Annotated in this window: 22 protein-coding genes; 11 read left to right on the top strand and 11 right to left on the bottom strand. The window is 71.3% G+C overall.

The window, feature by feature from the left end:
- Nucleotides 1–38 precede the first annotated feature (38 nt).
- Nucleotides 39–1,436 (top strand): MFS transporter, encoded by a 1,398-nt coding sequence (locus tag AB0M36_RS05355; protein ID WP_364152786.1) that lies wholly within the window; start codon nt 39–41, stop codon nt 1,434–1,436.
- On the opposite strand, the gene AB0M36_RS05350 is transcribed toward AB0M36_RS05355, so the two are convergent.
- The 7 genes from AB0M36_RS05350 to AB0M36_RS05320 all read right to left on the bottom strand — a co-directional run bounded on the left by AB0M36_RS05350 (nt 1,378) and on the right by AB0M36_RS05320 (nt 9,882).
- Nucleotides 1,378–2,424: a YhjD/YihY/BrkB family envelope integrity protein gene (locus AB0M36_RS05350; RefSeq protein ID WP_364152784.1), complete on the bottom strand. Its 1,047-nt coding sequence runs from the start codon at nt 2,422–2,424 to the stop codon at nt 1,378–1,380. The genes AB0M36_RS05355 and AB0M36_RS05350 overlap by 59 nt on opposite strands.
- Nucleotides 2,388–3,854: an alpha-amylase family glycosyl hydrolase gene (locus AB0M36_RS05345; RefSeq protein WP_364152781.1), complete on the bottom strand. Its 1,467-nt coding sequence runs from the start codon at nt 3,852–3,854 to the stop codon at nt 2,388–2,390. Before AB0M36_RS05345 ends, AB0M36_RS05350 begins: the two co-directional genes overlap by 37 nt.
- Nucleotides 3,851–6,586 (bottom strand): glucosidase, encoded by a 2,736-nt coding sequence (locus tag AB0M36_RS05340; protein ID WP_364152778.1) that lies wholly within the window; start codon nt 6,584–6,586, stop codon nt 3,851–3,853. Before AB0M36_RS05340 ends, AB0M36_RS05345 begins: the two co-directional genes overlap by 4 nt.
- Before the next feature lie 55 nt (nt 6,587–6,641).
- Nucleotides 6,642–8,387 carry a sulfate permease gene (sulP, locus tag AB0M36_RS05335; protein ID WP_364152775.1) on the bottom strand — a complete coding sequence of 582 codons (1,746 nt, stop codon included), beginning with the start codon at nt 8,385–8,387 and terminating at the stop codon, nt 6,642–6,644.
- A 2-nt stretch (nt 8,388–8,389) separates the two neighbouring features.
- Complete coding sequence (locus AB0M36_RS05330) at nt 8,390–8,824, bottom strand: hypothetical protein (RefSeq protein ID WP_364152772.1); 435 nt, start codon at nt 8,822–8,824, stop codon at nt 8,390–8,392.
- Nucleotides 8,824–9,225 (bottom strand): hypothetical protein, encoded by a 402-nt coding sequence (locus tag AB0M36_RS05325; protein ID WP_364152769.1) that lies wholly within the window; start codon nt 9,223–9,225, stop codon nt 8,824–8,826. Before AB0M36_RS05325 ends, AB0M36_RS05330 begins: the two co-directional genes overlap by 1 nt.
- 129 nt (nt 9,226–9,354) lie before the next feature.
- Nucleotides 9,355–9,882 carry a DUF1269 domain-containing protein gene (locus tag AB0M36_RS05320; RefSeq protein WP_364152766.1) on the bottom strand — a complete coding sequence of 176 codons (528 nt, stop codon included), beginning with the start codon at nt 9,880–9,882 and terminating at the stop codon, nt 9,355–9,357.
- A gap of 153 nt (nt 9,883–10,035) precedes the next feature.
- Here AB0M36_RS05320 and AB0M36_RS05315 point away from each other — a divergent pair, with 153 nt between their 5' ends.
- The 4 genes from AB0M36_RS05315 (at nt 10,036) to AB0M36_RS05300 (ending at nt 12,222) form a co-directional block, all read left to right on the top strand.
- Nucleotides 10,036–10,272 carry a hypothetical protein gene (locus tag AB0M36_RS05315; RefSeq protein ID WP_364152763.1) on the top strand — a complete coding sequence of 79 codons (237 nt, stop codon included), beginning with the start codon at nt 10,036–10,038 and terminating at the stop codon, nt 10,270–10,272.
- An 82-nt stretch (nt 10,273–10,354) separates the two neighbouring features.
- Nucleotides 10,355–10,897: a hypothetical protein gene (locus AB0M36_RS05310; RefSeq protein ID WP_364152760.1), complete on the top strand. Its 543-nt coding sequence runs from the start codon at nt 10,355–10,357 to the stop codon at nt 10,895–10,897.
- A gap of 220 nt (nt 10,898–11,117) precedes the next feature.
- Nucleotides 11,118–11,708: a hypothetical protein gene (locus tag AB0M36_RS05305; RefSeq protein ID WP_364152757.1), complete on the top strand. Its 591-nt coding sequence runs from the start codon at nt 11,118–11,120 to the stop codon at nt 11,706–11,708.
- Between the two features lie 7 nt (nt 11,709–11,715).
- Nucleotides 11,716–12,222, top strand: coding sequence for an RDD family protein (locus AB0M36_RS05300; protein WP_364152756.1), 507 nt, complete (start codon nt 11,716–11,718; stop codon nt 12,220–12,222).
- Here AB0M36_RS05300 and AB0M36_RS05295 read toward each other — a convergent pair.
- Nucleotides 12,125–12,910 carry a metallophosphoesterase gene (locus AB0M36_RS05295; RefSeq protein ID WP_364152754.1) on the bottom strand — a complete coding sequence of 262 codons (786 nt, stop codon included), beginning with the start codon at nt 12,908–12,910 and terminating at the stop codon, nt 12,125–12,127. The two genes, AB0M36_RS05300 and AB0M36_RS05295, sit on opposite strands and share 98 nt — an antisense overlap.
- Complete coding sequence (locus AB0M36_RS05290; protein ID WP_364152752.1) at nt 12,907–14,214, bottom strand: diacylglycerol kinase family protein; 1,308 nt, start codon at nt 14,212–14,214, stop codon at nt 12,907–12,909. Before AB0M36_RS05290 ends, AB0M36_RS05295 begins: the two co-directional genes overlap by 4 nt.
- A 160-nt stretch (nt 14,215–14,374) precedes the next feature.
- Between AB0M36_RS05290 and AB0M36_RS05285 the strand changes: the two genes are divergently transcribed.
- Complete coding sequence (locus AB0M36_RS05285) at nt 14,375–15,211, top strand: M48 family metallopeptidase (protein WP_364152750.1); 837 nt, start codon at nt 14,375–14,377, stop codon at nt 15,209–15,211.
- 9 nt (nt 15,212–15,220) lie between these two features.
- On the opposite strand, the gene AB0M36_RS05280 is transcribed toward AB0M36_RS05285, so the two are convergent.
- A complete protein-coding gene (locus AB0M36_RS05280; protein ID WP_364152747.1) occupies nt 15,221–16,645 on the bottom strand; it encodes a DUF2252 domain-containing protein in 1,425 nt (474 codons plus the stop codon).
- 183 nt (nt 16,646–16,828) lie between these two features.
- Here AB0M36_RS05280 and AB0M36_RS05275 point away from each other — a divergent pair, with 183 nt between their 5' ends.
- The 3 genes from AB0M36_RS05275 to AB0M36_RS05265 are packed head-to-tail and all read left to right on the top strand — an operon-like array spanning nt 16,829 to nt 20,668.
- Nucleotides 16,829–19,537: a LuxR C-terminal-related transcriptional regulator gene (locus tag AB0M36_RS05275; protein ID WP_364152745.1), complete on the top strand. Its 2,709-nt coding sequence runs from the start codon at nt 16,829–16,831 to the stop codon at nt 19,535–19,537.
- A gap of 58 nt (nt 19,538–19,595) precedes the next feature.
- Complete coding sequence (gene ppk2 / locus AB0M36_RS05270) at nt 19,596–20,399, top strand: polyphosphate kinase 2 (protein WP_364152742.1); 804 nt, start codon at nt 19,596–19,598, stop codon at nt 20,397–20,399.
- Between the two features lie 35 nt (nt 20,400–20,434).
- The gene (locus AB0M36_RS05265; protein WP_364152739.1) at nt 20,435–20,668 is read left to right on the top strand and encodes a hypothetical protein; all 234 of its coding nucleotides are present in this window, start codon (nt 20,435–20,437) and stop codon (nt 20,666–20,668) included.
- On the opposite strand, the gene AB0M36_RS05260 is transcribed toward AB0M36_RS05265, so the two are convergent.
- Nucleotides 20,663–21,955, bottom strand: a complete 1,293-nt coding sequence (locus tag AB0M36_RS05260; protein ID WP_364152736.1) for a cation:proton antiporter — start codon at nt 21,953–21,955, stop codon at nt 20,663–20,665. The genes AB0M36_RS05265 and AB0M36_RS05260 overlap by 6 nt on opposite strands.
- Nucleotides 21,956–22,106: 151 nt before the next feature.
- Between AB0M36_RS05260 and AB0M36_RS05255 the strand changes: the two genes are divergently transcribed.
- Both AB0M36_RS05255 and AB0M36_RS05250 read left to right on the top strand, forming a co-directional pair.
- On the top strand, nt 22,107–22,568 hold the full coding sequence (locus AB0M36_RS05255) for a hypothetical protein (protein WP_364152733.1): 462 nt from the start codon (nt 22,107–22,109) through the stop codon (nt 22,566–22,568).
- Between the two features lie 54 nt (nt 22,569–22,622).
- A complete protein-coding gene (locus AB0M36_RS05250) occupies nt 22,623–23,072 on the top strand; it encodes a hypothetical protein (protein WP_364152731.1) in 450 nt (149 codons plus the stop codon).
- Nucleotides 23,073–23,100: the final 28 nt, after the last annotated feature.

Raw genomic sequence — 23,100 nt, 5'->3', positions numbered from 1 at the left:
CGGCCGGACGTCACGGGCCGGACAGGGGTGGATGCGCGATGGCTGAGCGGGTCAAGGCGGGAAAGGGTGAGCTGCGCCGGGCGCTCATCCCGTTCGCGCTGGCGCAGTTCATCTGCAGTTTCGCCGGCTCGAACATGAACGTGATGATCAACGACATCAGCACCGACCTGGGTACGACGGTGCAGGGCGTACAGATCGCGATCACGATTTTCCTGCTCGTGATGGCGGCGCTGATGATCCCGGGTGGGAAGCTGACCGACCGCTTCGGCCGCAAACGGTGTTTCACCGTCGGGCTCGTGATCTACGGAGTCGGCGCCCTGCTGAGCGCGGTGGCGCCGGGCCTGGGCGTGCTCATCCTCGGCAACTCGATTCTCGAGGGCGTCGGCACGGCGCTGCTGATTCCGCCCGTCTACATCCTCACGACCCTGCTCTTCACCGACCTCGCCTCGCGGGCCCGGGCGTTCGGCGCGATCAGCGCCCTGGGCGGCATCGGCGCGGCGGCCGGACCGCTGATCGGCGGGTTCATCACCTCGGCGTTCAGCTGGCGCGCCGCCTTCGTGCTGCAAGCGGTGATCGTCGCGCTGATCGTCGTGCTGAGCCGGCGCTGGGTCCGCGACCCGCTGCCGCCGGATCCCACGCGGCCGTTCGACGTCGGCGGCGCGGTGCTGTCGGCGGTCGGGTTGCTGCTCATCGTCACGGGCATCCTGGCGGCGGACAACAGCCTGTGGCTGATGAGCGGTCTGCTCCTCGCCGGCGCCCTCGTGCTGACGTGGTTCTTCGTGTCGATGCGGGCCAAGGAACGCGCGGGCCGGGAGGCGTTGCTGTCGATGACGCTGTTCGACAACCGCACGTCGAACCTGGGCCTGATCACGCAGAACGTGCAGTGGCTCATGCTGATGGGCACGTCCTTCACCGTGTCGGCCTACCTGCAGGTGGTGCGCGGCTACAACGCCGTCGAGACGGGCATGATCTTCACCGCGACGACGGCCGGCCTGCTGGCGTCCTCGCTGGCCGCCGAACGGCTCGCGCGACGGCGCGCCCAGCGGACCATCATCGTGGCCGGCTTCATCGTCACCATCGCTGGCGTCGTCACCCTGCTGCTGATGGTGAGCGGCACGAGTAGCGTGTGGACCTTCCTGCCGGGGCTCTGCCTGATCGGGCTGGGGCTCGGGGCGATGCTGACGCCGTCGGTGAACATCGTGCAGTCCAGCTTCGGCGAGGAGATGCAGGGCGAGATCTCCGGCCTGTCCCGCAGCGTCTCCAACCTCGGCTCCTCGCTCGGGGCGGCGCTGGCCGGCACGATCCTCGTCGCGGGCCTCACGTCGACACCGCAGCGGTCGTACGCCCTGGCGATGGTCGCCGTGGCGGCGGCCGGCGTCATCGGCCTGATCGCCGCGGCTCTGCTCCCCCGCCACCTCGGCCGGCCGGCGGCGTAGGCGGTCCGGTCGGCAACCGGGACTCGACCCGCTGGCCGGGGATGCGTTCCTGTTCCCGGGCCAGCAGCGCGAGGGCGTGGGCGTCCGCCACGGTGGGCCGACTCCGGTCGACGGCACGCGGCCACAGCCGGGCCTCGCGCACCGTGGCGATCTCCGCGGCGAACACCAGGGCGATGCTCAGCACGTACAGCAGCGTGAACATGCCGGCGACGGTGGCGAAGCCGCCGTAGACGGGTCCGGCCTGGCGCACCAGACGCGGCAGCACCACCGCGCCCAGTTCCAGAGTGATCGTCGCGGCCACCGCCGCGGGTGCGGCGGCGGGCCACAACGCCCGCGTCGGCGCCGGGCGCAGGAGCAGCAGGCGGGCGACGAGCAACAGGACCGTGAAGACGATCGCGCCCTCCCCGATGACCGCCAGGACGTGCGAGATCCAGGGCACGCCCGGACAGGCCGTGACGGCCACCACGAGGCAGCCGACGGTCACCGCACCGCCCAGGATGAGGATCAGGGCGGCGACCGCCCGGACCGGGCGGGAGATCGTCCCGGTACGCAGCCGGTGCGGAACCGCCGCCAGATGGTTCACCGTCCGCGCCGCCGTGAGCACCACGCCGGTGCTGGACAGGAGCAGCGCGATGACGCCGGCGGCGACGGCCACCCGTGAGGCCGGTGCGGCGGTCGCCGCGCTGGCGACCGTGGACTGCAGCGACGGCGGCACCATGGCGACGAACAGCCGCTGCCGCAGCTCCGGATGCCGGGACAGGGCCCGGCCGACGACCGCCTCGGCGAGCAGCAACGCGGGGAAGATGCTGAGGAAGCCGTAGTAGGTGATGAGCGCCGCCTCGCGGCCGCCGCCGTCGTCGGCGTACTTGCGGACCACCGCGTACGCGAATCCCAGAGCCGCCCTCCGCTGTTGCAGGCGGTCCAGCCGCTCCAGGACGCGGCCGGGAACGGTCAGCCCCGTTCCAGGGCCAACACGTGGGCGCCCCACGGCGGCAGGTCCACATAGAGTCCCGCGCCCGCGAGCTCGGCGCCGTCACGCTGATAGACCCGGCCGTCGATGTCGGTGAGCCGCCAGTAGCGGCCGCGCAGGGCTTCCCACGGCAGCACGACGCGGCCCTGCGACGGGTGGTCGGCCAGGTTGACGACGACCAGATGGTGCGGCAGGCCGCCGTGCCAGGCCCAGGCCAGCAGGTCGCGATGCGTGGGGTTATCCGGCCAGCCGGTGACGCCGAGCAGGGTCCAGCTTCCTCGCCGCAGCGCCGCCGCGGCGGTGATCAGCCGCCGGTAGAACCTGGCGAGGTCACCGTCGACCGGCTCGTCCGGGCGCCGGCCCAGGAACACCGGCAGCCGTACCCGTCGCCCCTCGAGCTGGCCCTCGTGCCACAGCGTGGCGCCCGGGAGCGTGGCCACGGCCACCGCGGCGGCACGGTTACGACCGCCCGGCAGGGCGGTGGCGGCACGGGGCTCGTCGTGGTTCTCGGTGAAGCGGAGGAGCCGGTGCTGATAGTCCAGGCGGGCACCGAGGTGCATCCGTACGGCATCAGCGTCCTCATGGGCGAGGCGGTCGTACAGGCGCTTGTCGTAACAGAAGTCGAAGCCGTGCTGTTGCAGCGTCCACTCCATGTCCCAGTACGCCTCGGCGATCAGCACCGCGCCCGGGTGCCGTCGGCGGAGCCGCCCGATGACCACGGGCCAGAATTCCTCGAACGGCGCCGGCCCCGCGTGCTCGCCCCAGGTCTTGCCGAAGACGTCGTTGGTCAGCAGCATCGCCATGTCGCAGCGGACGCCGTCGCACTGGTCGAGGATGGCACCCAGGACCTCCGCGGTGCGCTGGCGCACCTCGCCCCGGTAGGCGTTGAGCTGCACGACGTCGGGCCAGGGCGGGAAGTACGGGTCGCGGCCGTGCGCCAGCACCCGTCCGCCGAGGTCGAACCACGCGTCGGGGGCCGCAGCCCGCTCGGCCGCGGTGCCCTGCACGAACCAGTCCGGATGTGCCGTCACGGCCGGGTGATCGGGGGCGACATGGTTGGGCACGTAGTCCAGGATCAGCCGCAGTCCGCGCCGGGCGAGCTGCGCCCGGGCCGCCACGAGGGCGGCCGGGCCACCCAGGTGCGCGTCGACCACGTAGCGCCGGACGCAGTACGGCGATCCGACGACGTCCGCGGGCGTCAGATCCCGCAGCGCCGTGCGGAAGGAGCGTTGCAGGCCCGCGTCGTGGCCCGCCACCTCCAGCCCGGCCGGGCTGCGTTCCCAGACGCCCATCAGCCACACGGCGTTGGTTCCCGCCGGCGCGAGTTCGTCCCAGACCCGCGCCGGCAGGTTGGCCAGCGTCGCCGAGGGGCCCAGGCACCGCCGAAGCTCGGTCAGCCACGGCATCGTGTCCACCTCGAACACCACGGGATGCGACGGCCACATCATCGTGTGTCCCTTCGCTCACGCCGGGCGCCGATCAGGCCGCGTGCGAGCAGGTCCTCGCCCGTCAGCCCGGCGAACAACTGGGGCAGCACCGCGACGAGCCCGGTCCAGCCGGTCTGATGGGTGGCGCCCAGGCCGGCCCCGTTGTCGCCGTGGAAGTACTCGGAGAACGTCACCAGCTCACGCCAGTGCTCGTCCTCGGCGAAGATCGTCTGGCCGCCGTAGCAGGGGCGGCGCCCGTCGGCGTCCGGCAGGAAGATCCGCATCAGCCGGTCGGAGATCTCCCGGGCCACCTCGAAGAGCGTCATCCGCTCCCCCGAGCCGGTGGGGCACTCGACGGTGAACTCGTCGCCGTAGGCGACATAGAGATTGAGCAGGGCGCGGACGATCAGCGCGTTCATGGGGAACCAGACCGGGCCACGCCAGTTGGAATTGCCGCCGAACATGCCGCTGTCGGACTCCGCCGGCAGGTACGCCACCTCGAACCGCAGGCCGTCCATCTCGAGCTGGTAGGGCTGCTCCGCGTGGTGACGCGACAGGGAGCGGATTCCGTACGGGCTGAGGAACTCGTCCTCGGCGAGCAGCCGCTCCAGGATGCGGCGCAGGCGCGACTCGTCGAAGAGCGCCAGCACGTGATTGCCGCGCTCGCCACGGAGCCGGCCCTGCGACAGCACGGATGTCACGCTCGGATGCCGGTCGACGAAGTCCCTCGCGTCGTCGAGCAGCTCCGGATACTTCTCCGCCAGCTCCGGGCCGAGCACGGTCACCGCGGCCAGCGGGAGCAGTCCCACCATCGAGCGCACCCGCAGGCGCGTGGCACTGCCGTCGGGAAGGCGCAGCAGGTCGTAGAAGAATCCGTCCTCCTCGTCCCACATGGCCTCCGCCTTGCCGGCCGTGCGGTTGACCGCGACCGCGATCCAGGCGAAATGCTCGAAGAAGGTCTGCGCCTGCTCGAGATAGACCGGGTCCTCCTCGGCCAGCTCGACGGCGATCTGCAGCATGTTCTGGCAGTACAGGGCCATCCACGCGGTGCCGTCCGCCTGGTCCAGGCGCCCGTCGGCCGGCAGCGGGGCGCTGCGGTCGAAGACCCCGATGTTGTCCAGGCCGAGGAAACCACCCTGGAAGACGTTGCGCCCGTCGACGTCCTTGCGGTTCAGCCACCAGGTGAAGTTCTTGGCCAGCTTGTGGAAGGCGTTCTCCAACCAGGCACGGTCGCCGTGGCCGGTCCGCGACTTCTCGAGCTCGTACAGCAGGTACGTGGCCCACGCCTGCACCGGCGGGTTCACGTCACCGAAGTTCCACTCGTACGCGGGAACCTGGCCGTTGGGGTGCAGATAGCGCCGGCTCAGCAGAAGGTCCAGCTGCCCCTTGGCGAAGGCGACGTCGACCAGGCCGAGGGTGACCGCCTGGAAGGCCAGATCCCACGCGGCGAACCAGGGGTACTCCCACTTGTCCGGCATCGAGATGATGTCGTGGGCGAGCAGGTGGAACCAGTCGCCGTTGCGGGTTCCCCGGGCGTCCAGCGGATCCAGGCCGTGCTCGCTGAGCCACTGCTCCACGTCGTAGCCGAAGTACTGCTTGCTCCACAGCATGCCGGCGAGCGCCTGCCGGGCCACCTGCCGTTCGGCGTCGCCGAGCCGAGGCGCGAGCACCTCGGCGTAGAAGTCGTCGGCCTCGGCCCGGCGCCGCCGCACGATCTCGTCGAAGCTCAGCGCCGCGGTGCGGGAGTCCTCGGCTCCCGGGTGGACGGCCTCGTCGGTGAGCCGCAACCGGATCGTCGCCGAGCCGCCGGGCGCCAGGGTCAGTGGGACGTCGACCGCGACCTTGGTCCCGGTCGCCGTGGGGTTCACCGCGGTGGTGTCGCCGCCGACGACGCACCGGTCGATGCCGTCCTTCACGTACGGCGAGGGGTTGGGCGTACCGAACAACCGCTCGGTGTTGGTGTCGTTGTTGGTGAACAGCAGGCGATGCGGGCCCTGGCAGATCAGCCACCGGTCGCCCAGCTCGGCGTGCCGGGCCGCGACGACCGACGCCTCGGGCACGCCCGGCACCTCGCGCAGCGTCGGCCGGGTGCCGTCCGAGCCGCCCCAGGACCAGGTGTTGCGGAACCACAGGGTCGGCAGCACGCGCAGCTCAGCCGGCTCCGGACCCCGATTGTGTACGGTCACCCGCAGCAGCACGTCCTCGGGCGCGGCCTTGGCATACTCCACGACGACGTCGAAGTAGCGGCTGTCGGCGAACACGCCGGTGTCGAGCAGCTCGTATTCGAACTCGGCGCGGCCGCGCGACCGGCTGGTCGCGACCAGGTCGCCGTACGGATACTCGCGTTGCGGGTACTTGTAGAGCATCCGCTGGTAGGAGTGCGTGGGTGTGGCGTCGAGGTAGAAGTAGTACTCCTTGACGTCCTCGCCGTGGTTGCCCTCGGCGTTGGTCACCCCGAAGAACCGCTCCTTGAGGATGGGATCGCGCCCGTTCCACATCGCGACGGACAGGCACAGCCGCTGCTCGTCGTCGCTGAAGCCGGCGATGCCGTCTTCGCCCCATCGGTACGCGCGACTGCGCGCCTGGTCGTGAGTGAGATATCCCCACGCGTCCCCGCCGGCGCTGTAGTCCTCGCGGACCGTGCCCCATTGCCGTTCGCTCAGGTAGGGACCCCACCGGCGCCAGCCGGCGCCCGTCGTGCCGGCCTCGTGCAGCCGTCGCTGCTCGTGCCCGGAGTAACCTGCGGTCGTCATGCCGTCATGGTCGTCACTCACAGCGAGGAGCACGTCACCCCACAGGGGTGAGCACTCACCCTGGGCCGTCGTCCCGCGGCGGCGTCGGCACGGGCGCCGCCCATTCGGCGCCGGTCCGGGCCCGGTACGCCGCCACCGCGTCGTCCAGTGTGGGGAAGAAGTGCGCCGGGTCGAGGGCGCCGGTCAGACCGTACCGATCGATCTTGCGCCGGACCGGGTCCTTCAACTCCGCCAGGACGAGCGACACCCCACGGGCGTCGAGTTCGGTGTCGAGCGCCTCGAGCATGTCGGCGGCGGTGGTGTCGACGTCCGTCACCGGCTCCGCGGCCAGCACGATCCAGCGAGGCGCCGGTTGGTGGCGGGCCAGCCGCCGGACCTGATCGCGGAACACCCGGGCGTTGGCGAAGATGAGCGGCGCGTCGAAGCGGAACATCACCAGCCCCGGCAGGAGCTCGGCATCCGGGTACGAGCGCACGTCGTGGTAGCCCTGCACTCCCCTGGCCCGCCCCAGCTCCGTCTGGTAGGGCCACCACACCCGGCGGAAGACGTTGAGCACCGACAGGGCGACGGCGACGCCGATGCCGGGCAGGACGCCGAGCAGTGCCACGCCGAGGAACGCCGTGATCGCCACGAGGAACTCGGTGCGGCGCCGGCGCCACAGCCCGAGGGTGCCGGGGATGTCGGCCAGCGACAGGGACGCGGCGATCACCACGGCGCCGAGCGCGGGCTGTGGCAGATCCCGCAACAACCCCGGGGTCAGGACGAGCATGACGAGGATGACGGCCGCACCCACGGCCCCGGTCACCTGGGTACGGGCCCCGGCCTGCTCGGCGACGGCGGTGCGGGAACCGCTGGTGCTGACCGGGAAGCCCTGGAAGAAGCAGGCCGCGATGTTGGCGGCGCCGACACCCTTCATCTCCTGGTCGGCCCGGATCTCCTGGCCGGTCCGGGCCGCGAAGGACGACGCCGTCGAGATGGTGTCGGTCAGGGACACGATCGTGATGCCGATCGCACCGACCATGAGCAGCGCGAGTTGCGACCACGACGCGTGGGGCAGGGTCAGCGGCGGAAAGCCTTCCGGCAGCGGCCCAACAAGCTGCACTCCCCGCTCGCCGAGGTCCAGCAGCCACGTCGCGGCGATCGCACCGACGACGGCGATCAGGACCGCCGGCACCTTGGGAAGCCAGCGCTGCACGGCCACGATGACCGTCAGCGTGAACAGGCCCACCCCGAGGGCGGCCGGCACGACCTCGCCCGCCGCGACACCGCGAAAGAAGCCGGCCACCTCGCTGAGCAGGCCGGACCCGTCGACGGAGAACCCGCACAGCTTGGGCAGCTGTCCCACGAGGATGGTCAGCGCGAGACCGTTCATATATCCGATCTGTGTCGGCTTCGACAGCAGGTCCGCGACGAAGCCCAATTTCGCGATGCCGGCCACGGTCATGGTCAGGCCGACCAGTAGCGCGAGCATCGACGCGAGGCCCATGGCCACGACCGGATCGCCCCCCGAGCCGACGATCGGGATGAGCACGGCGGCGATCATCGGCCCGAGCGACGAGTCGGGTCCGACCACGAGGATCCGGGAGGCGCCGAACAGGGCGTAGCCGAGCAGGCCGAACACCGTCGTGTAGAGACCGGTGATCGGCGGCAGGCCGGCGAGCTCCGCGTACGCCATGCCCTGGGGCACCAGCAGGGTCGACAGGACCAGGCCGGCGACGAGATCCTTGGTCAGCCAGCCACGGCGGTAGGTCGCCACGGTCCGCACCCCGGGAACCCAGCGACCCAGTGAATCGGCGGGCACGTTCAGGTCACCTCGGCACCGTGCGCGGCGACGGCGTAGATGACGATGGCGATCATGGCGAGGGCCGTGACGGACCACACCGGATGGACGTCCACGAAGGCGAAGTTCACCAGCGCGGCGGCGCCCGCCAGCACGACCGCGGTGATGCGCGCCCAACGATGCCCGCGGACCAGCCCCACCCCCACCGCCACGGCGACAGAGCCGATCACCAGGTGGAACCAGGCCAGTGCCGTCAGTCCCACGGACACCAACCGGTCCGCGCGGCCGCCGGCCAGCACCTCGGGGTGCAGCAGGGCGACGAGCCCTATGCCGACGTGCAAAGCACCGAGCAGAACGAGCATGAGCGCGCCGAGCAGGACGAACCCGACCCACCCCGTCGCCTCGCTGTGCTCCACCCCGGCGTACGGGGCATCCGCCGGAGGATCCCGCGGTGGCATCAGCAGGTCTCCGATACGGCGTCGTCGAGCCGTTGCACGCTGTCCTCCAGGAGCACCCGCGACGCGCGGACGCTGGCCAGGCTGGTCGCGTCCGGCGCGGCCTGAGCCGCGGCGACACTGGTCGAGAACTGGCTCGCGGCCAGCTTCACCGCGTCGATCTCCGATCCGAACCGCGCGGCGGCGTCGGTGGCCACCTGCTGAAGGTCAACGCTGAACTGCCGCAGATCCGCCTTGAGCTCGTTCAGACCGTTCTCCGACACGTTCGCGTTGCGGATCTGGCCCATCGTGGCCTGCGCGGCGTCGATGCTGTCACACACCGGCGGCTCTTCCGAGCTACATCCACCGATGCCCAGCAGCACGAACGTCGTCGCGACAGTGATCGAAACCGGCATTCGTCTCATGGCCCGAGCATCGCGTCCGCGCAGGCGTCCGCACGTCATCTCGTCGGGGTGAACGGAACCGGAAACAGCGATGCCGACCCGCGTCCACGGGTCGGCATCTTCTCCTCGGGTGAGTGACCGCGGCGATGGTCAGCCGGATGTGGTGGAGGAACTGTCGGCCTGCCGGCCCTCGTCCCCGCCGTGCAGCGCTTCCTGCAACTCGGCCTCGGTCTCCTTGGGCAGCGACGACTTGAGCACCGTGCCGCCGAAGCGAGCCAGCCCCTCGACGGCCTTGTCGGGCGTGGCCTGCTCGACCACGAGGAACAACGCCGACGTGCCGGGCTGGAGCATGTCGCGTACCTGGGACTGGAATTCCTTGTTGATCGCGCCCTTGGTCATCTTGCCCATCAGGGCCCCCAACCCCGCGCCGACGGCCATGCCGAGGAACGGGATGAAGAACAGCATGCCGAACAGCAGACCCCAGAACATTCCCCAGGTGGTACCGCCCTTCACCGCGTGATGATTGGTGGTGACGTGGAACTTGCCCTCGCGGTCGCGAATGATCGCCGCGATGGCGTCGGGCTGGATGATGAGGTCCTTGGCGAGCCGCTGCGCCTCCAGCGACGCGGCGGTCGCGGTGGTCTCGTCGGGGTAACCGATGGCGACGAGTGTTGCCATGATTCGTCCACATCCCTTCGCTGACTTGGTCCCACCCAGTCAGCCAGGTGCGGCGGTCGCGAGCCTCATTCCGTACGAATGAAGCACGGGCGGCCGGGTGCGGGCACGGTAGGAGATCCGACGCTTCACCACCCGACGGAGGCTCAATCCGCCATGGCCGTGCACTACGAGATCTGTGTAGAAGGTTTTCTCGGCCCGGTACTCCGTTCCGCCTTCTCCGACGTCCATTGCCGGGCCGTCGTCCGACAGTCGACGATCCACGCGCGCCTGTCGGCCGAGGGGCTGCGCCGGCTGCTGGCCGAGTTGGACCGCTCCGGCGTCGAGTTGATCCGCGTCCGCTGCCAGGACGGCGAACCCGGCGACGGGCACACGGTCACCCTCGATGGATGAGGCGCCAGCTAGCCGGAGCCCACGACGATCGAAGCGGGGTGATCCTCACCCTGCTGTCCGGTCGGGAAGGGAGTGACAGCGGATGTCCATCGGTCCGGTCCAGATGATCGTGCTGGGTTTTTCCCATCCGAACTTCCAGGGTGAAGTCATCGCGGAGTTGGAGAGGCTCCGCAAGAGCGACACCGTTCGCGTCATCGACGCGCTCGCCGTCTACAAGGACGCCAACGGCGAGATTGAAGTCGAGCATTTGAGCAACCTGTCCACCGAGGAAGCGGTCGAGCTGGGAAGCAAGATCGGCGCGCTGGTCGGGCTCGGCATCGACGGCGAGGCCGGCATGGAGGCCGGCGCCGCCGAAGGCGCCGAGACCGCCGTGACGCAGGGCCTGCATGCCTTCAGCGACGCGGACGCCTGGGACATCCTCGCCGAGATTCCCGACGACAGCGCCGCGGCACTGCTGCTGATCGAGCACCACTGGGCCGTGCCGTTGCGCGACGCCGTGTTCCGGGCCGGCGGCTACCGGATCGGCGACGCCTTCATCAGTCCCCTCGACCTCGTCGAGATCGGCCTGGCGACCGCGCAGGAGGCCAAGGTACTGCACGACCTCGAGACCGCGGCGGCCCGCTGACGGCCGCCGCCCGAGAACAGGAGGTACGGACATGTTCGGATCTCGTCGGGTGGCCCGGCGCACGGGTCGCCGCACAGCGCGACGGGTGGCCCGTCGCCGCCGCTGACCGCACACCAGCACGGATGCAGCCGGACAGGGGTCCGGCTGCATCCGCGTTCGTGGACGCGGTTCATCCGCCACGGGTGGCCCGATCGAGGGCGCGGCGCGACACCGTGGTGGCATGACCGCCACGGACTCGACGCCCCATTCCGTACCCATCAGCCCGGTTCTGGCCGCTGCGGCTGCGGCTGCGGCTCCGGCTCCGGCTCCGGCTCCGGCTCCGGCTCCGCAGCGAGGATCCACCCGGTGGAGCGACGCGGCGGTGGGCGCGGCGTTCGAGGTGGAGGCGGCCGCGGTCCGCCTGATCCGCGACCTCCGCCGGGTCGCGGAGGACCGACGGCAGCGCATGGCCGAGTTGGCCGCCCGAGGTGCGGTCGAGCGGGCCCGCTACCGGCAGCGGACGGCGGAAGCGGCCGAGTCGGCCGTCGCGGCCGTCGCGACCTCCTCGCTGATCGACCACATCGTGGACAACCAGCTCCAGCGTGTGCTGCGTCCCGTCGTGCGTGCGGTGCTCGACGACGTCCTTCTGCTGCTGGAGGAGGAACCTGAACGGATCCGGGCGCTCATTCAAGGACAACGCGAGAGCATGGTCGACGAGTTGGTCGGCCGTCTGCGGGCCGGCGCGGAGGCCGGCGACACCGCGGTGGACAGACTGACCCTGCGCATGTTCCACGCTCTCCGGCCGAAGCCGGCACCATCGGGCGACCTGTGAGCCCGCGGTGTCGCGGAAGTATGCCGGGCCGGTCAGCCGGTCGATCGCATACGTGCTGGACACCGTCATCGTCGCCGTCCTCTTCACCAGCGCCACCGCGCTGGCCGGCATGATCACGTCGGTGATGGGCCTGCACCCAGGGATCCCCCGCGCCGTCGCCTCGGCCTACCTGCTGGTGCTGCCCGCCCTGCTGGCGAGCTACAACGCGCTCTTCTGGGCCCTGGCCGGCCGGACTCCCGCCATGGCCCTGCTCGGCCTGCGGGTCGTCGCCGTCCGCGCCCACCGCCTGTCCTGGCTGTCGGCCGCCGTCCGCGCGGTGGTCCTGGCATATTTCCCGATAGGCGCGGTGTGGGCGCTGGTGGACCGCCGGCGTCAGGCGATCCATGACAAGGTTGCTCGGACCGCCGTGATCCGCCTCAGAGCCGCCGCGGGAAGCACCGCGTTCGGCCCGGAGCCCAGCCGGACCCCGCCTGATGGCGTTCCTCGACGACGATCGCCCTCTCGTCCACTCTGATCACGGTCCACGAGCGGCCGACCCCGCGGGTGCGCCCGCTCGTCGCGGTGCCCGCCACGACCTCGACCAGCCGGTGCGCGGTCCCCGCCACCCGCACGAGCCCCGATGCCGGCACATGGGTGTGCCCGGCCAGGAGCAGGTCCACCCGCCCGGCCGCGAGGGCCCGCAACAGGCGGTCGCGGCCGGCGACCCGGGCCAGGCCGGGCGCCCGGGGCGGATGGTGCAGCGCCAGCAGACGAACGCTCCCGGCGGGCGCGGCGCCGAGGACCGTCACGACGGCGTCGCCCTGACGCCGCGTCACCCGGCCGCTCTTCCAGCGCCAGCGTGGCGCGGAGTGCAGCCCGAGCGCGGTCAGCCCGGGCAACCTCAGCACCGGGTCGAGGTCGCGGTGGACCAGCCGCCGATAACGCCGGTACGGCGCCACGAACCGCGCGCCGCTGACCAGCGGCACGTCGTGATTGCCGAGGACCACGAGCAGGGGGGCGGGAAGGCGGTCGAGCAGGTCCCGCGCCTGGCGGAACTGGTGGACCCGGGCGCGCATGGTGCAGTCGCCGGTGACCACGGTGAGCGTCGGGCGTACGGCCGCGACATCGGCGATCACCGACTCCACGGCGTCCGGATCGTGGGCGCCCAGATGCAGGTCCGACAGGTGCGCGATGACGAGTCCGCCCGGGCGGCCCGGCGTCATGGGCGGCCGGTGGACAGGGCCAGCCGGCGCAGCCGGGCCCAGTCCAGCTCGGGCCTCGGCGAGGCGACCCTCCGGTGGCGCGGCACCCTGACCCGCAGGGCGCCCGGCCGGATCGTGCACCGCACCGGCGTGGGCATGGTCACAGCCTCACCGTCGATGCCCACGGAGACCGACGGCGCGTCGGCGTCGATCACCGCCTCGCCCGTGGTGACCACGGTCAGCGACCGCGACCGTCGTCGTCCGCGAACCAGCCCGGCCGCGTCGAGCGCGCCGCGCACCGTGACGGCCAGGACGCCGAGCACGCCGGCGTCGAGCCGGGGGCGGTGTCCGAGGCCGGCGATGTCGTCGGTGGCGTACGGATTGTTGCTGACCAGTACGGCCTGAGGGCCGGACACGACCGTGTCGCCCGCCGACAGCCGCAGTCCGGGTCCCCGGTGGCCGGTCAGCAGACCGGGCAGCAGGTCGAGGGTGGTCCGGGTCTTGTGATCGCGGTAGGCCGGGCTCTGCACCACGGCCGCGTACGCACCGAACGAAGCGTTGTTGACGAATGCCCGCGAGCCCACCATGCCGAGGTCCACCCGCAGCTCCACGCCGTCGGTGAGAGCCTCGAGGCACCTCGCCGGGTCCTCCCGGTCGAGGCCGAGGTCGAGGGCGAAGTGGTTGCGGGTGCCCGCGGAGACGACCAGGAACGGCAGCCCGCTCTCCACGGCGATGCCGGCGACGAGAGCCTGGGTGCCGTCGCCACCGGCGACGCCCAGCAGGTCGGCCCCGTCGCGCACGGCCCGCCGGGCCAGCTCGGCAACATCCGTGTCGGCGCCGATCAGCACGACCTCGGCGCCGAGCGCCCGGGCCCGCTCCGCCAGGGCGAATCGCACGACCTTGCCGCCGCCGGAGCGCGGATTCATGATCAGGTACGGCCGGAGCGGCGGTGGCGTGTCGTACTCCCGGGGCCGGGAAGCCGACACCGAGAGGGCCCGCCGTCCCGCGGCCAGCGCCGCCGACCAGAGCAGAGCGAACACGACGACGACCCCGACGAGATGGGCGCGGGCGTAGAGGACGGCGACGGTCAACGGCGCGAGGACCACGACGGCGGCGGCCAGGGCGCGCAGCAGCCCCCGGTGGGTCAGGAACCACCACGCCGCGGCGAGGGCGGTCGCCATGCCCGCCAGGGCGACGACCACCAGGGCGACACTCGCGCGCAGACCGGCCACGGCGAGCACGAGGATCGTGGCGGCGGCCGCGGCGGCGAAGGCGAGTCGGGCCAGCCAGCGCCGCGCCGACCCGGCGCCGGTGGGGTCGACCATGACGTCCTCCGATCCGGCTCGTGAACCTCTCGGAGGATCCTCGCGCCCGACCGGCACCGCGACCTCATCTCAGCGGGGTGAGGCGGCCGCACCTCGCGTGTCGGACGCTCAGCGCGAGCAAGGCTCGTGCACCAGCGTCTGTGCCTCAAGGAGGATCACTGTGTCGACGTCGACGCGCCAGCACGCCAAAGCCCGCACCTCGTTGCGACACCCCGCCGAGCTGCCGTTCTTCATCTTCATGGCGGTGCTCAACGTGCTCATCATCGTGGCGATCGTGCAAGCCGCCGTGATGCTGCCGTATCTGCCGGAGAGCCTCGAGGGGACCGCCTGGGCGACGACCATCCGCACCGCGCTGATCGGCCTGTTGCTCCTCATCCCGGCGCTCGTCGTGATCCGTGAGACGCAGCGGGCCTCGGTGCGCGGCACCGCGGTGGAGCTGTCGCCGCGCCAGTACGGCGACCTGTATCGCACGGCGGACGACTTCGCGCATCAGCTGGGGCTGCGCCGCCGTCCGCAGATCTACCTCGGCAACGGCAACGGCGCCCTGAACGCCTTCGCGGCGCAGGCCACCGGCCACGACTACGTGGTGTTGTCCAACGAGCTGTTCGTGAACCTGCAACACCACAACCGGGACGGCCTGCGGTTCATCCTGGGCCACGAGCTCGGCCACATCCGGTTGCACCACGTCTCACTGTGGTACCAGCTCGCCGTGGCGTACTCGGAACGGATTCCGCTGCTGGGACCGGCGCTGTCCCGGCTGCGGGAGTATTCCTGCGACCGTCACGGCGCCCGGCTGTCGCCCCTGGGGGCGACCGGCCTGGTGGTGCTCGCCTCGGGCCGGCACACCGAGACCGTCGTCGACGTGGACGAGCTGGTCCGCCAGGGCAAGGCGCTGCGGGGGTTCTGGGTCGGGCTCTCCCAGCTGCCACGCTCGCACCCGTTCACCGTCCGCCGGCTGGAGCGTCTCTACCGACTCGGGCTTTTCCACGCCGGCTGAGCGCATCCGTCAGACGCCCTCGCGTACCTGGATCCGGCCCGAGCGCGCCGCCGCCACCAGGCCCTCGTAGTCGCGTTCGTTGCGGTCGGCGTAGCTCTCGGCGAACTCCACCAATGCGCGGTCGAAGGCGGCGTCGTCGCCGAGATAGCCGGCCAGCGCGATCCGGTCGCCGGTGCGGGCGTGCGCTCGGGCGAGGGTCCAGCCACAGATCGCGCCATACACCCGCATCGCTTCCGGGTCCATTGTGTCGATGAGCGCCGAACCCTTCCAGTCGCGCAACTGCCGCACGCAGAAGTCGCGCGTGCGGCCGTCGATGCCCGCGAAGGTCTGCCAGCCGAGAAAGATGTCGCCGGTGGCCTGCATCAACCGCTGCCCGGACACGACCCGCTCCCCCTCGCTGCGCCATCCGACCGCACCGGGCTCCACATAGGGGGCCAGGACCGAGGGCATCGCCTCCTTCACCTGCAACAGCAGCGGATCGTTCTCGTCGCGCCCGCTCAGCAGCACGACCCAGCAGCGGGTGCCGACGCTGCCGACCCCGACGACCTTGCGGGCGACGTCCACCAGCCGGAACTGGTGGAACAGATGGCGCCGTTCGGCCGCCAGGGTGTCGGCGTAACCGGCCAACAGGCCCCGCAGCTGGGTCTCCAGCTCCGCTTGTCCGGTGGTCGGCAGCAGATCCGACAGCGGCACGATCAGCGGCGGGTCGGCCACGAGGCGGCGACGTCCGTCCACCAGCGCCGTCATCTTGCGGAACGCGTGCATGCTGTCGCGGGTGCGCGCCTTCGCCGTGGCGGTGGCCAGGCGCTTGCGCCCGGCCTTGCTGATCTGGCTCCGCAGCAGTCCGTTCAGCTCCTCGAGATCGGCGCGCGCGTACCAGACGTCGACCTCGCGCTGCGCGGCGAAGCGGTGCATGGCCCGCCGGTACCGGCCCACGGACTCGAGCACGACGGCCGCGCGGACGCCGCGGCGGAAGCCGTTGTGCCGGGCCGCGACGACCAGGCTCGCCGCCAGGCGCTTGACGTCCCACTCCCAGAAGCCCGGGTACGTCTCGTCGAAATCGTTGACGTCGAACACCAGCCGCCGCTCCGCCGACGCGAACATTCCGAAGTTGCTCAGATGCGCGTCCCCGCAGAGCTGGCACATCAGTCCCGAGACCGGGGTCCGCGCCAGGTCCGCCGCCATGACAACGGCGGCACCACGGAAGAACGCGAACGGGGAGGCGAGCATCCGGCCGTACCGGATCGGGACGAGCTCGGGCACCCGGGCCGCCTCCTGGCGGGCCAGCAGGTCGACCGGATCGGGGCGGTCATCGTCGTGCGGCACGATCGCGTGCGCGTCGACGGACGTCCGAAGGCGGGCCGACCGTCCCGCCGCCAGCCTCGCCTCCGGTGTCAGGTGCCTCGTCACCGCTTCCGCACTCTGATCTGCCATGGCGCACCTCCGTAACGGCGAGGCTCCGCTCGCGTCAAGCGAGCAAACATCCACGCACCGCGCAATGCACCATCCGCCGGGGAGGATCTCCGCGAAACTATCCGATCCGGACGATGTGGAGGGTCGGATCGGCGACAAGGCTGGAGGCGCAGCTCCGTGAATGCCGTACAGGAGGGAGGACTCGTGCGTGCTGATCTCGCTGTCACCACGCCAGTGATCGGTCCGGACACGGATGGCGATCCCCTGCTCGAGTCCAAGTTCGAGATCCCCGAACGACCACACTTCATGGTGGCACGACCCCGCCTGCTCGACACGCTCATCGCCCGCCGGGACACCCCGGTCACGTTGGTGGTGGGGCCCGCCGGCAGCGGCAAGACGCAACTGGCGGCCTCGTGGGTCCGCGGTGAGGCCGCGCACACCGCCGTCGCTTGGATCACCCTCGAAGACGAGGACGACCAGGTGTCGGGGTTCTGGACGTACGTGGTGGCGGCACTGCGCCGCGCCGGCGTCTCCGTCTCCGCGTCGTTGACGGCCCCGCCCTCGCGGGCGGGCGTCGACAGGTCTTTCCTGGTACGGCTGGCAGCAGAGCTGTCGGAGCAGGAACTGCCGACGCTGCTCGTCCTCGACGGCGCGTCGAGCATCGCCGGCGACCAGTGGGCCGCGGACCTGGAGTTCGTCCTGCGGCACACGAGTCCGGCGCTGCGGCTGGCGCTGATCGGTCGCTGGGATCCGCCCCTGCCGCTGCACCGCTACCGGCTCGCCGGGCGGTTGACCGAGATCCGCAGTGAGAATCTCGCCTTCACCACCGAGGAGGCGGCCGAACTCCTCGAACTGCACAGCGTCCACCTGAGTCCGCCGGGGCTGGCATCGCTGCTGGAACACACCGAGGGATGGGCGGCCGGCCTGCGGTTGTTCGCCATGGCCCTCCAGGATCACCGCGACGCCGAGCACCTGGTCGACACCATCACCGGCAACGAGGCCACCATCGCGGAGTATTTCGTCGACGAGGTGTTGCGGGTCCAGCCGCCGCATGTTCGGGCATTCCTCCTGGAGGCCAGCATTCTGGACACGTTCACGCCCGAGCTGGCCGCGGCCGTCACCGGACGCGCCGACGCCCGTCGGCTGCTCGCGGAGCTCGAGCGACGGAACGCCTTCGTCCAGCCGGCCGCCGAGTACTCCGCGACGTACCGGTTCCACCGTCTGTTCGCCGAACTGCTGCGTGCCCAGCTCATGTGCGAGGCCCCGGAACGCACCGCGGATCTCCACGGCCACGCCGCGGTCTGGTTGGCGGCACACGGCCAGACCGTCGAGGCGGTCAGTCACGCCGTCAAGGCACGGGACTGGCACACGGCCGCCACGATCGCCGTCGACCACTACATGATCGGCCGGCTCGTCCTCGAGGGCGACACCGGTCGGCTGGGCACGCTCCTGGGACAGCTTCCCGACGACTGCGACGACGCCGAGGCCGCCGTCGTGGCCGCCGCGCTGGCCCTGGCCGACGCCTCCCTCGACCGCTGCGCACGGCAGCTGGCCAGAGCCGAGGATCTGGTCATCCGCCGCGGCTGGGAATACAGCGAGGCCCTCGCGCTGGCCGACTCGATCCTGGGCCTCCTGCTCGCGGCGGCGCGCGGCGAGCACCACCAGGTGTTACAGCTCAGCCCGGCCACCGAGCAGGCCCTCGCCGGGACACCGGCCGGGGTCCTGACGAAGCGTCCCGAGCTGCGCCTGCTGACGACGGCCGCCCGGGGCTTCGCGCACAGCCACCTCGGCGCCCTCGACGCGGCCGTACCATGCCTGGCGCAGGTGGCCGCCTCGACGGTGCCCGGCTGCCGGTATCTGGCGATAAACTGCCTGGAGCACCTGGCGCTCCTCGAGGCGTACCGGGGACGACTCGATCACGCCGGCAAGCTGGCCACCGAGGCGCTCGAGGCCGCCGACCGGTGCGGGCTGGAGCCGGCACACCGACCCGTCCTGGCGCACCTGGCCCTGGCCTGGGTGGCGATGGAGCGCTATCACGTCGACGCGGCCGGCCGTCACCTGCGCGCCTCGGATCCCAGACATCACCCCCGGGCAGACGGAGTCGCCGCGGCCGCCTACGGCCTCGTGAAGTCGCGCCGGTTGCAGGCACGCGGCGAACTGCGAGGTGCCATGGCTCTGCTCGAGGAGGCTCTGACCTCGCCCGGCCCGCCACCTCCCCAGTGGCTCGCGCGGGAGCTGGCCGTGTCCCACGGTCATCTGCTGATCGTCACCGGCCGGCCCCAGGAGGCGTTCGAGACCGTCGGCCGATTCGCCCAGCCGCACGTGCCGGAAGTCGTCGTGCTCCATGCCGCAGCCCTCGCGGCCCGCGGTGAACCGCAACCGGCGGCCGAGATTCTCCTGCCGGTGCTCGCCTCGGGCGCGTTGACCCCGCCGACCGGCGTGGAGGCCTGGCTCGTCATGGCCACGATCGCCGAGCAGCTCGGCGACGTCGAGCACGCGCGCAGCTCCCTGCGGCACGCGCTGCGCGGAGCCGCCCCGGAGCTGCAGCGCCGCGCCGTCCAACAGGTCTGGGCACGGTTGCGCCGGGTGCTGCGCGACGACGACGAGCTCGCGAGTCAGTACCGGGCCCTGCAGGGCGACGCACCCGCGGGCCAGCGCCCGGGCGCCCGGGCGGCGAACCCCGACAGCCTGGTGATCGTCGAGGCGCTGAGCCGGCGGGAGATGGAGGTTCTGCAGGGCATGGCGGCCATGCTGCCGACCGAGGAGATCGCCGCCACGCTGTACGTCTCGGTCAACACGGTGAAGACCCACGTACGCAGCATCCTGCGGAAACTCTCCGCGTCGCGACGCAACGAGGCGGTGCGCCGGGCCCGCTCGCTGGGCCTGATCGGAGACGTCACCCGCCCGGGATGACCTGTCGCGACGATGCGGGAGTCCAGGCTGATAGCCGGCCGGTCGAAGGAGGACCACCATGACCGCGTCACCCCCGTCGGCCCGCGGGTCGAAGAAGGACAAATGCCTGCGACCCTGGCAGATAGAGCTCCTCAAGTTGCAGCGCCATCTCGAGGCCGAGGACCTCCGGATGGTCGTGCTGTTCGAGGGCCGGGACGCGGCGGGCAAGGGCGGCGCGATCCGTCGGGTCACCCGGTTCATGAACGAGAAGCACTACCGCGTCGTCGCCCTCGGCCGGCCCACCGAGGAGCAGCGCTCACAGTGGTACTTCCAGCGCTACGTGGCGCAGTTCCCCACCGGCGGAGAGATCGTGTTGTTCGACCGGAGCTGGTACAACCGCGCGATGGTGGAACGGGTCTTCGGATTCTGCAGCCACAAGGAATACCAGAACTTCCTGCGTGGCGTCACCGGGTTCGAGAAGGACCTGGTCCGCCAGGGCACCATCCTCGTCAAGCTGTACTTCAGCGTCACCAAGGAGGAGCAGGCCCGCCGCTTCGAGCGACGCCTGACCGATCCCCTGCGCCAATGGAAGCTCAGCGAGATCGACCTGCAAGCCCAGAACCGGTGGGACGACTTCACCAACCACAAGTACGACATGCTGGTGCGTACCGACACCAAGGCGGCGCCCTGGCTGATCGTGCGCTCCAACGACAAGCGACAGGCCCGGCTGAACACCATCAAGGTCATCCTCGACGCGGTCGACTACAAGGAGCGGAACGCGGACCTCGACTTCGTCCCGGACCCGCGGATCGTCGTCTCGGGCGCGGACGAAGTCGCCCTGATGCGCGCCCAGCGCAGACGCAGCGGCCGATTCACCGGATGACGGATCGGCGAACCCGACGACGGAGGGAAAGGCTCATGCCCGAGGCGTCATACCAGGTCAGGGTCTCCGGGGTGATCCCCGCGGAATTGCTGTCGGAGCTGCACGACCTGACCGTCAGCGTCGAACCGCCGGAAACCGTTCTGCACGGCTGCCTGCCGGACCAGTCCGCGGTCGTCGGCTTGATCTCCCGCCTCCACGGTCTCGGGTTGCGCCTTGTCGAGGTACGCCGGCTTCCCACGGACGAGGATCCGGCCCACCAGGGGTCATGACCGGGCACCACGGCGGCGAATGGCGTCCTTCGACGAGGACCGCAGCCGCTCGGCAGCGGCCGGTTCCCCGGCGGCGGGCTCGTCGCTCGGCGAGACCCGCCCGCCGCTCGGCGTGACCCGCGCGCCGAACCGGGTGGCACACGGACCGGCGGTGAGGCCGTGGGCCACGACGCTCAGGAGCACGGTCAAGACGATGATCGCGACCGCGGGATCGGCGCGCTCACCCAGGTGCTCCACGGCGAGCAGCGCGAAGACGACGGAGGCCAGCCCGCGGGGGCCGAACCAGCCCACGAAGAGGACCGCACGCGCCCCGAACCGGGCGCCGACGAGGCTCAGAGCCACCGGAACCATCCGCACCGCGGTCAGGCTCAGCACGGCGTAGAGGATCAGGGTGCCGTCGATCCGCCCGTACAGCAGCGGGACCGCGACCGCGCCGAACAGCAGCCAGACCACCAGCGACGCCAGGCCCGCCGTTTGCTCGACATAGGACACCTCACGCGGCCCGCCAGAACCGGCGACGCGTCCGAACGCGATGCCCCCGGCGAAAGCCGCGACGAACCCGTTGCCGTGGCCGGCCAGGGCGGCGGTGTACGCCACCAGGGCCAGGGCGAGAACCGCGGGACCGGCGAAGCCGTCCGCCGTCCAGCCGCGCCGACCCGCCACCCGCAGCAACGATCCTCCGGCGACCCCGACGACCGCGCCGATCAGAGCTCCCCCGGCCAACTGAAGCACGGCCGCGAGTGCGTTTCCGCCGGCGTGTTCGGGAGCTGACGCCGCTCCGGCGAGGGCGACCATCACGATCGGCGTGACGATGCCGTCGTTGAGGCCGCTCTCCACGTTCATGATCCGCCGGATCCGGACCGGGACCGCCGGATGGGTGATCACGACAGCGCCGAGCGCGGCGTCCGTCGGGGCGAGCGCGGCGCCGATCAGCAACGCGAGCCAGGGCGTCTCGACACCGAGCAGCCCCCAGGCGGCGAGGGCACCCGCCGAGACCGTCAGCGGAAGGGCCACGCCGAGGAGCCGGGCGTACACACCGGAGTCCGCGCGCAGTTCCCGGACCCCGACGCGGGCCGCGTCGGAGAAGAGCACCCAGGCGAGCGTCACCTCGGTGAGGACCGCGACGCCGGCGGCACCGTCGACACCGACGCCCGACACCGCCGCCAGCAGGACGCCGACGCCCACGAACGCGATCGGCGCGGTCAGATCGGCGCGCTCCAGTCTCGCGGAGAAGGCACCCCAGGCGAACACGGCAGCGGCGATGAGTGCGAGAGCGCTCGAGGTCACGCCCCATCTCAGCGCGGGAGACAGCCCGCGAGGATCGTCCGCCGCGAATGGTGGTGTCCGCCGCCACCGCCCCATCTCACTCGCGGCGGATGGCGCGAGGGGATCGGACGCCGGGCGAGCATACGGGCGACAGCCGAGCAGAGGAGGTCCCGTGCTGATCTCACTGGTGATCGTGGCCCTCCTCGTCGCCGCGATCGGCGTGGACATCGCGGCGTGCCGCGGCCGGCGACGCTTCGTCGCCGCCAACGAGGCCTTCCGATGCCGCATCCGCGCCGGCGGGTGCAGGTCCGCGATCTGGCCCCGGCTGCGCCGGTGGTGGTCCCGGCCGATGTGGGCGACCTGGGTCGACGACGCGCTGATGGTCCGTCGTGGACCGGTGTTCGCCCGCATGGTCGAGCTCCGGGCGCGGGTGTCGGACGGCGTATACACCCTCGCGCCCGGCGCTCCGAGACGGTGCGGGACCCATCCGATCGCCGTTCGTCTGCTGATGGGCGACGGCGGCCAGCTGGAGATCGCCACGGACAGCGCGGAGCGGCTGGCGCTTGTCGGGCCGTACATAGCGGCGGCGGTCAACGACCTTCCACGAGCGCCGATCCGCCGGCGTCAGATGTGACGTCCGGCCGAGCGGCCGGACGACTTGGACCAAACGACGAAAGGTGGCATCACCATGTCCGACACCCAGCAGAGGCCCAGCTACACCCCTGACGAACCGTACGAGACCCCTGGCCGCGAACCCACCGCGTGGGTGGGCTTCGTCCTGTTCGGCGCCATCATGCTGCTGATGATGGGCGGCTTCCAGGCCATCCAGGGGTTCGTCGCGCTCTTCAGGGAGGACTACTACCCGGTGACCAACAACGGCCTGGTGCTCACCATGGACTACACGGCGTGGGGCTGGACCCAGCTGCTCATCGGCCTCATCGCCGTCGGCGTCGGGATCGGCATCCTCTTCGGCCAGATGTGGGCCCGGGTACTCGGCATCATGATCGCCGTCCTGAGCGCCCTGGCCAACGTCGCGTTCCTGCCGGCGTACCCGGTCTGGTGCACCATCATCATCGCGACGGACATCCTGATCATCTATGCCCTGGCGGTGCACGGTCGCGAGATCAAGTCGCGCTGAGACCCGCGGACCAGACGCTCGCCGAGCG

This window comes from Actinoplanes sp. NPDC051346 (genome assembly GCF_040682215.1).
GTDB lineage: Bacteria > Actinomycetota > Actinomycetes > Mycobacteriales > Micromonosporaceae > Actinoplanes.
This window is presented reverse-complemented; position numbering and strand designations above follow the sequence as displayed.

Coding starts and splice junctions, on each gene's coding strand:
- AB0M36_RS05315 (WP_364152763.1), top strand. CDS start 10,036: ATGGCCGTGCACTACGAGATCTGTGTAGAAGGTTTTCTCGGCCCGGTA.
- AB0M36_RS05345 (WP_364152781.1), bottom strand. CDS start 3,854: ATGATGTGGCCGTCGCATCCCGTGGTGTTCGAGGTGGACACGATGCCG.
- AB0M36_RS05250 (WP_364152731.1), top strand. CDS start 22,623: ATGTCCGACACCCAGCAGAGGCCCAGCTACACCCCTGACGAACCGTAC.
- AB0M36_RS05340 (WP_364152778.1), bottom strand. CDS start 6,586: ATGACGACCGCAGGTTACTCCGGGCACGAGCAGCGACGGCTGCACGAG.
- AB0M36_RS05325 (WP_364152769.1), bottom strand. CDS start 9,225: ATGAGACGAATGCCGGTTTCGATCACTGTCGCGACGACGTTCGTGCTG.
- AB0M36_RS05355 (WP_364152786.1), top strand. CDS start 39: ATGGCTGAGCGGGTCAAGGCGGGAAAGGGTGAGCTGCGCCGGGCGCTC.
- AB0M36_RS05320 (WP_364152766.1), bottom strand. CDS start 9,882: ATGGCAACACTCGTCGCCATCGGTTACCCCGACGAGACCACCGCGACC.
- AB0M36_RS05295 (WP_364152754.1), bottom strand. CDS start 12,910: ATGACGCCGGGCCGCCCGGGCGGACTCGTCATCGCGCACCTGTCGGAC.
- AB0M36_RS05280 (WP_364152747.1), bottom strand. CDS start 16,645: ATGGCAGATCAGAGTGCGGAAGCGGTGACGAGGCACCTGACACCGGAG.
- ppk2 (WP_364152742.1), top strand. CDS start 19,596: ATGACCGCGTCACCCCCGTCGGCCCGCGGGTCGAAGAAGGACAAATGC.
- AB0M36_RS05330 (WP_364152772.1), bottom strand. CDS start 8,824: ATGCCACCGCGGGATCCTCCGGCGGATGCCCCGTACGCCGGGGTGGAG.
- AB0M36_RS05265 (WP_364152739.1), top strand. CDS start 20,435: ATGCCCGAGGCGTCATACCAGGTCAGGGTCTCCGGGGTGATCCCCGCG.
- AB0M36_RS05290 (WP_364152752.1), bottom strand. CDS start 14,214: ATGGTCGACCCCACCGGCGCCGGGTCGGCGCGGCGCTGGCTGGCCCGA.
- AB0M36_RS05310 (WP_364152760.1), top strand. CDS start 10,355: ATGTCCATCGGTCCGGTCCAGATGATCGTGCTGGGTTTTTCCCATCCG.
- AB0M36_RS05305 (WP_364152757.1), top strand. CDS start 11,118: ATGACCGCCACGGACTCGACGCCCCATTCCGTACCCATCAGCCCGGTT.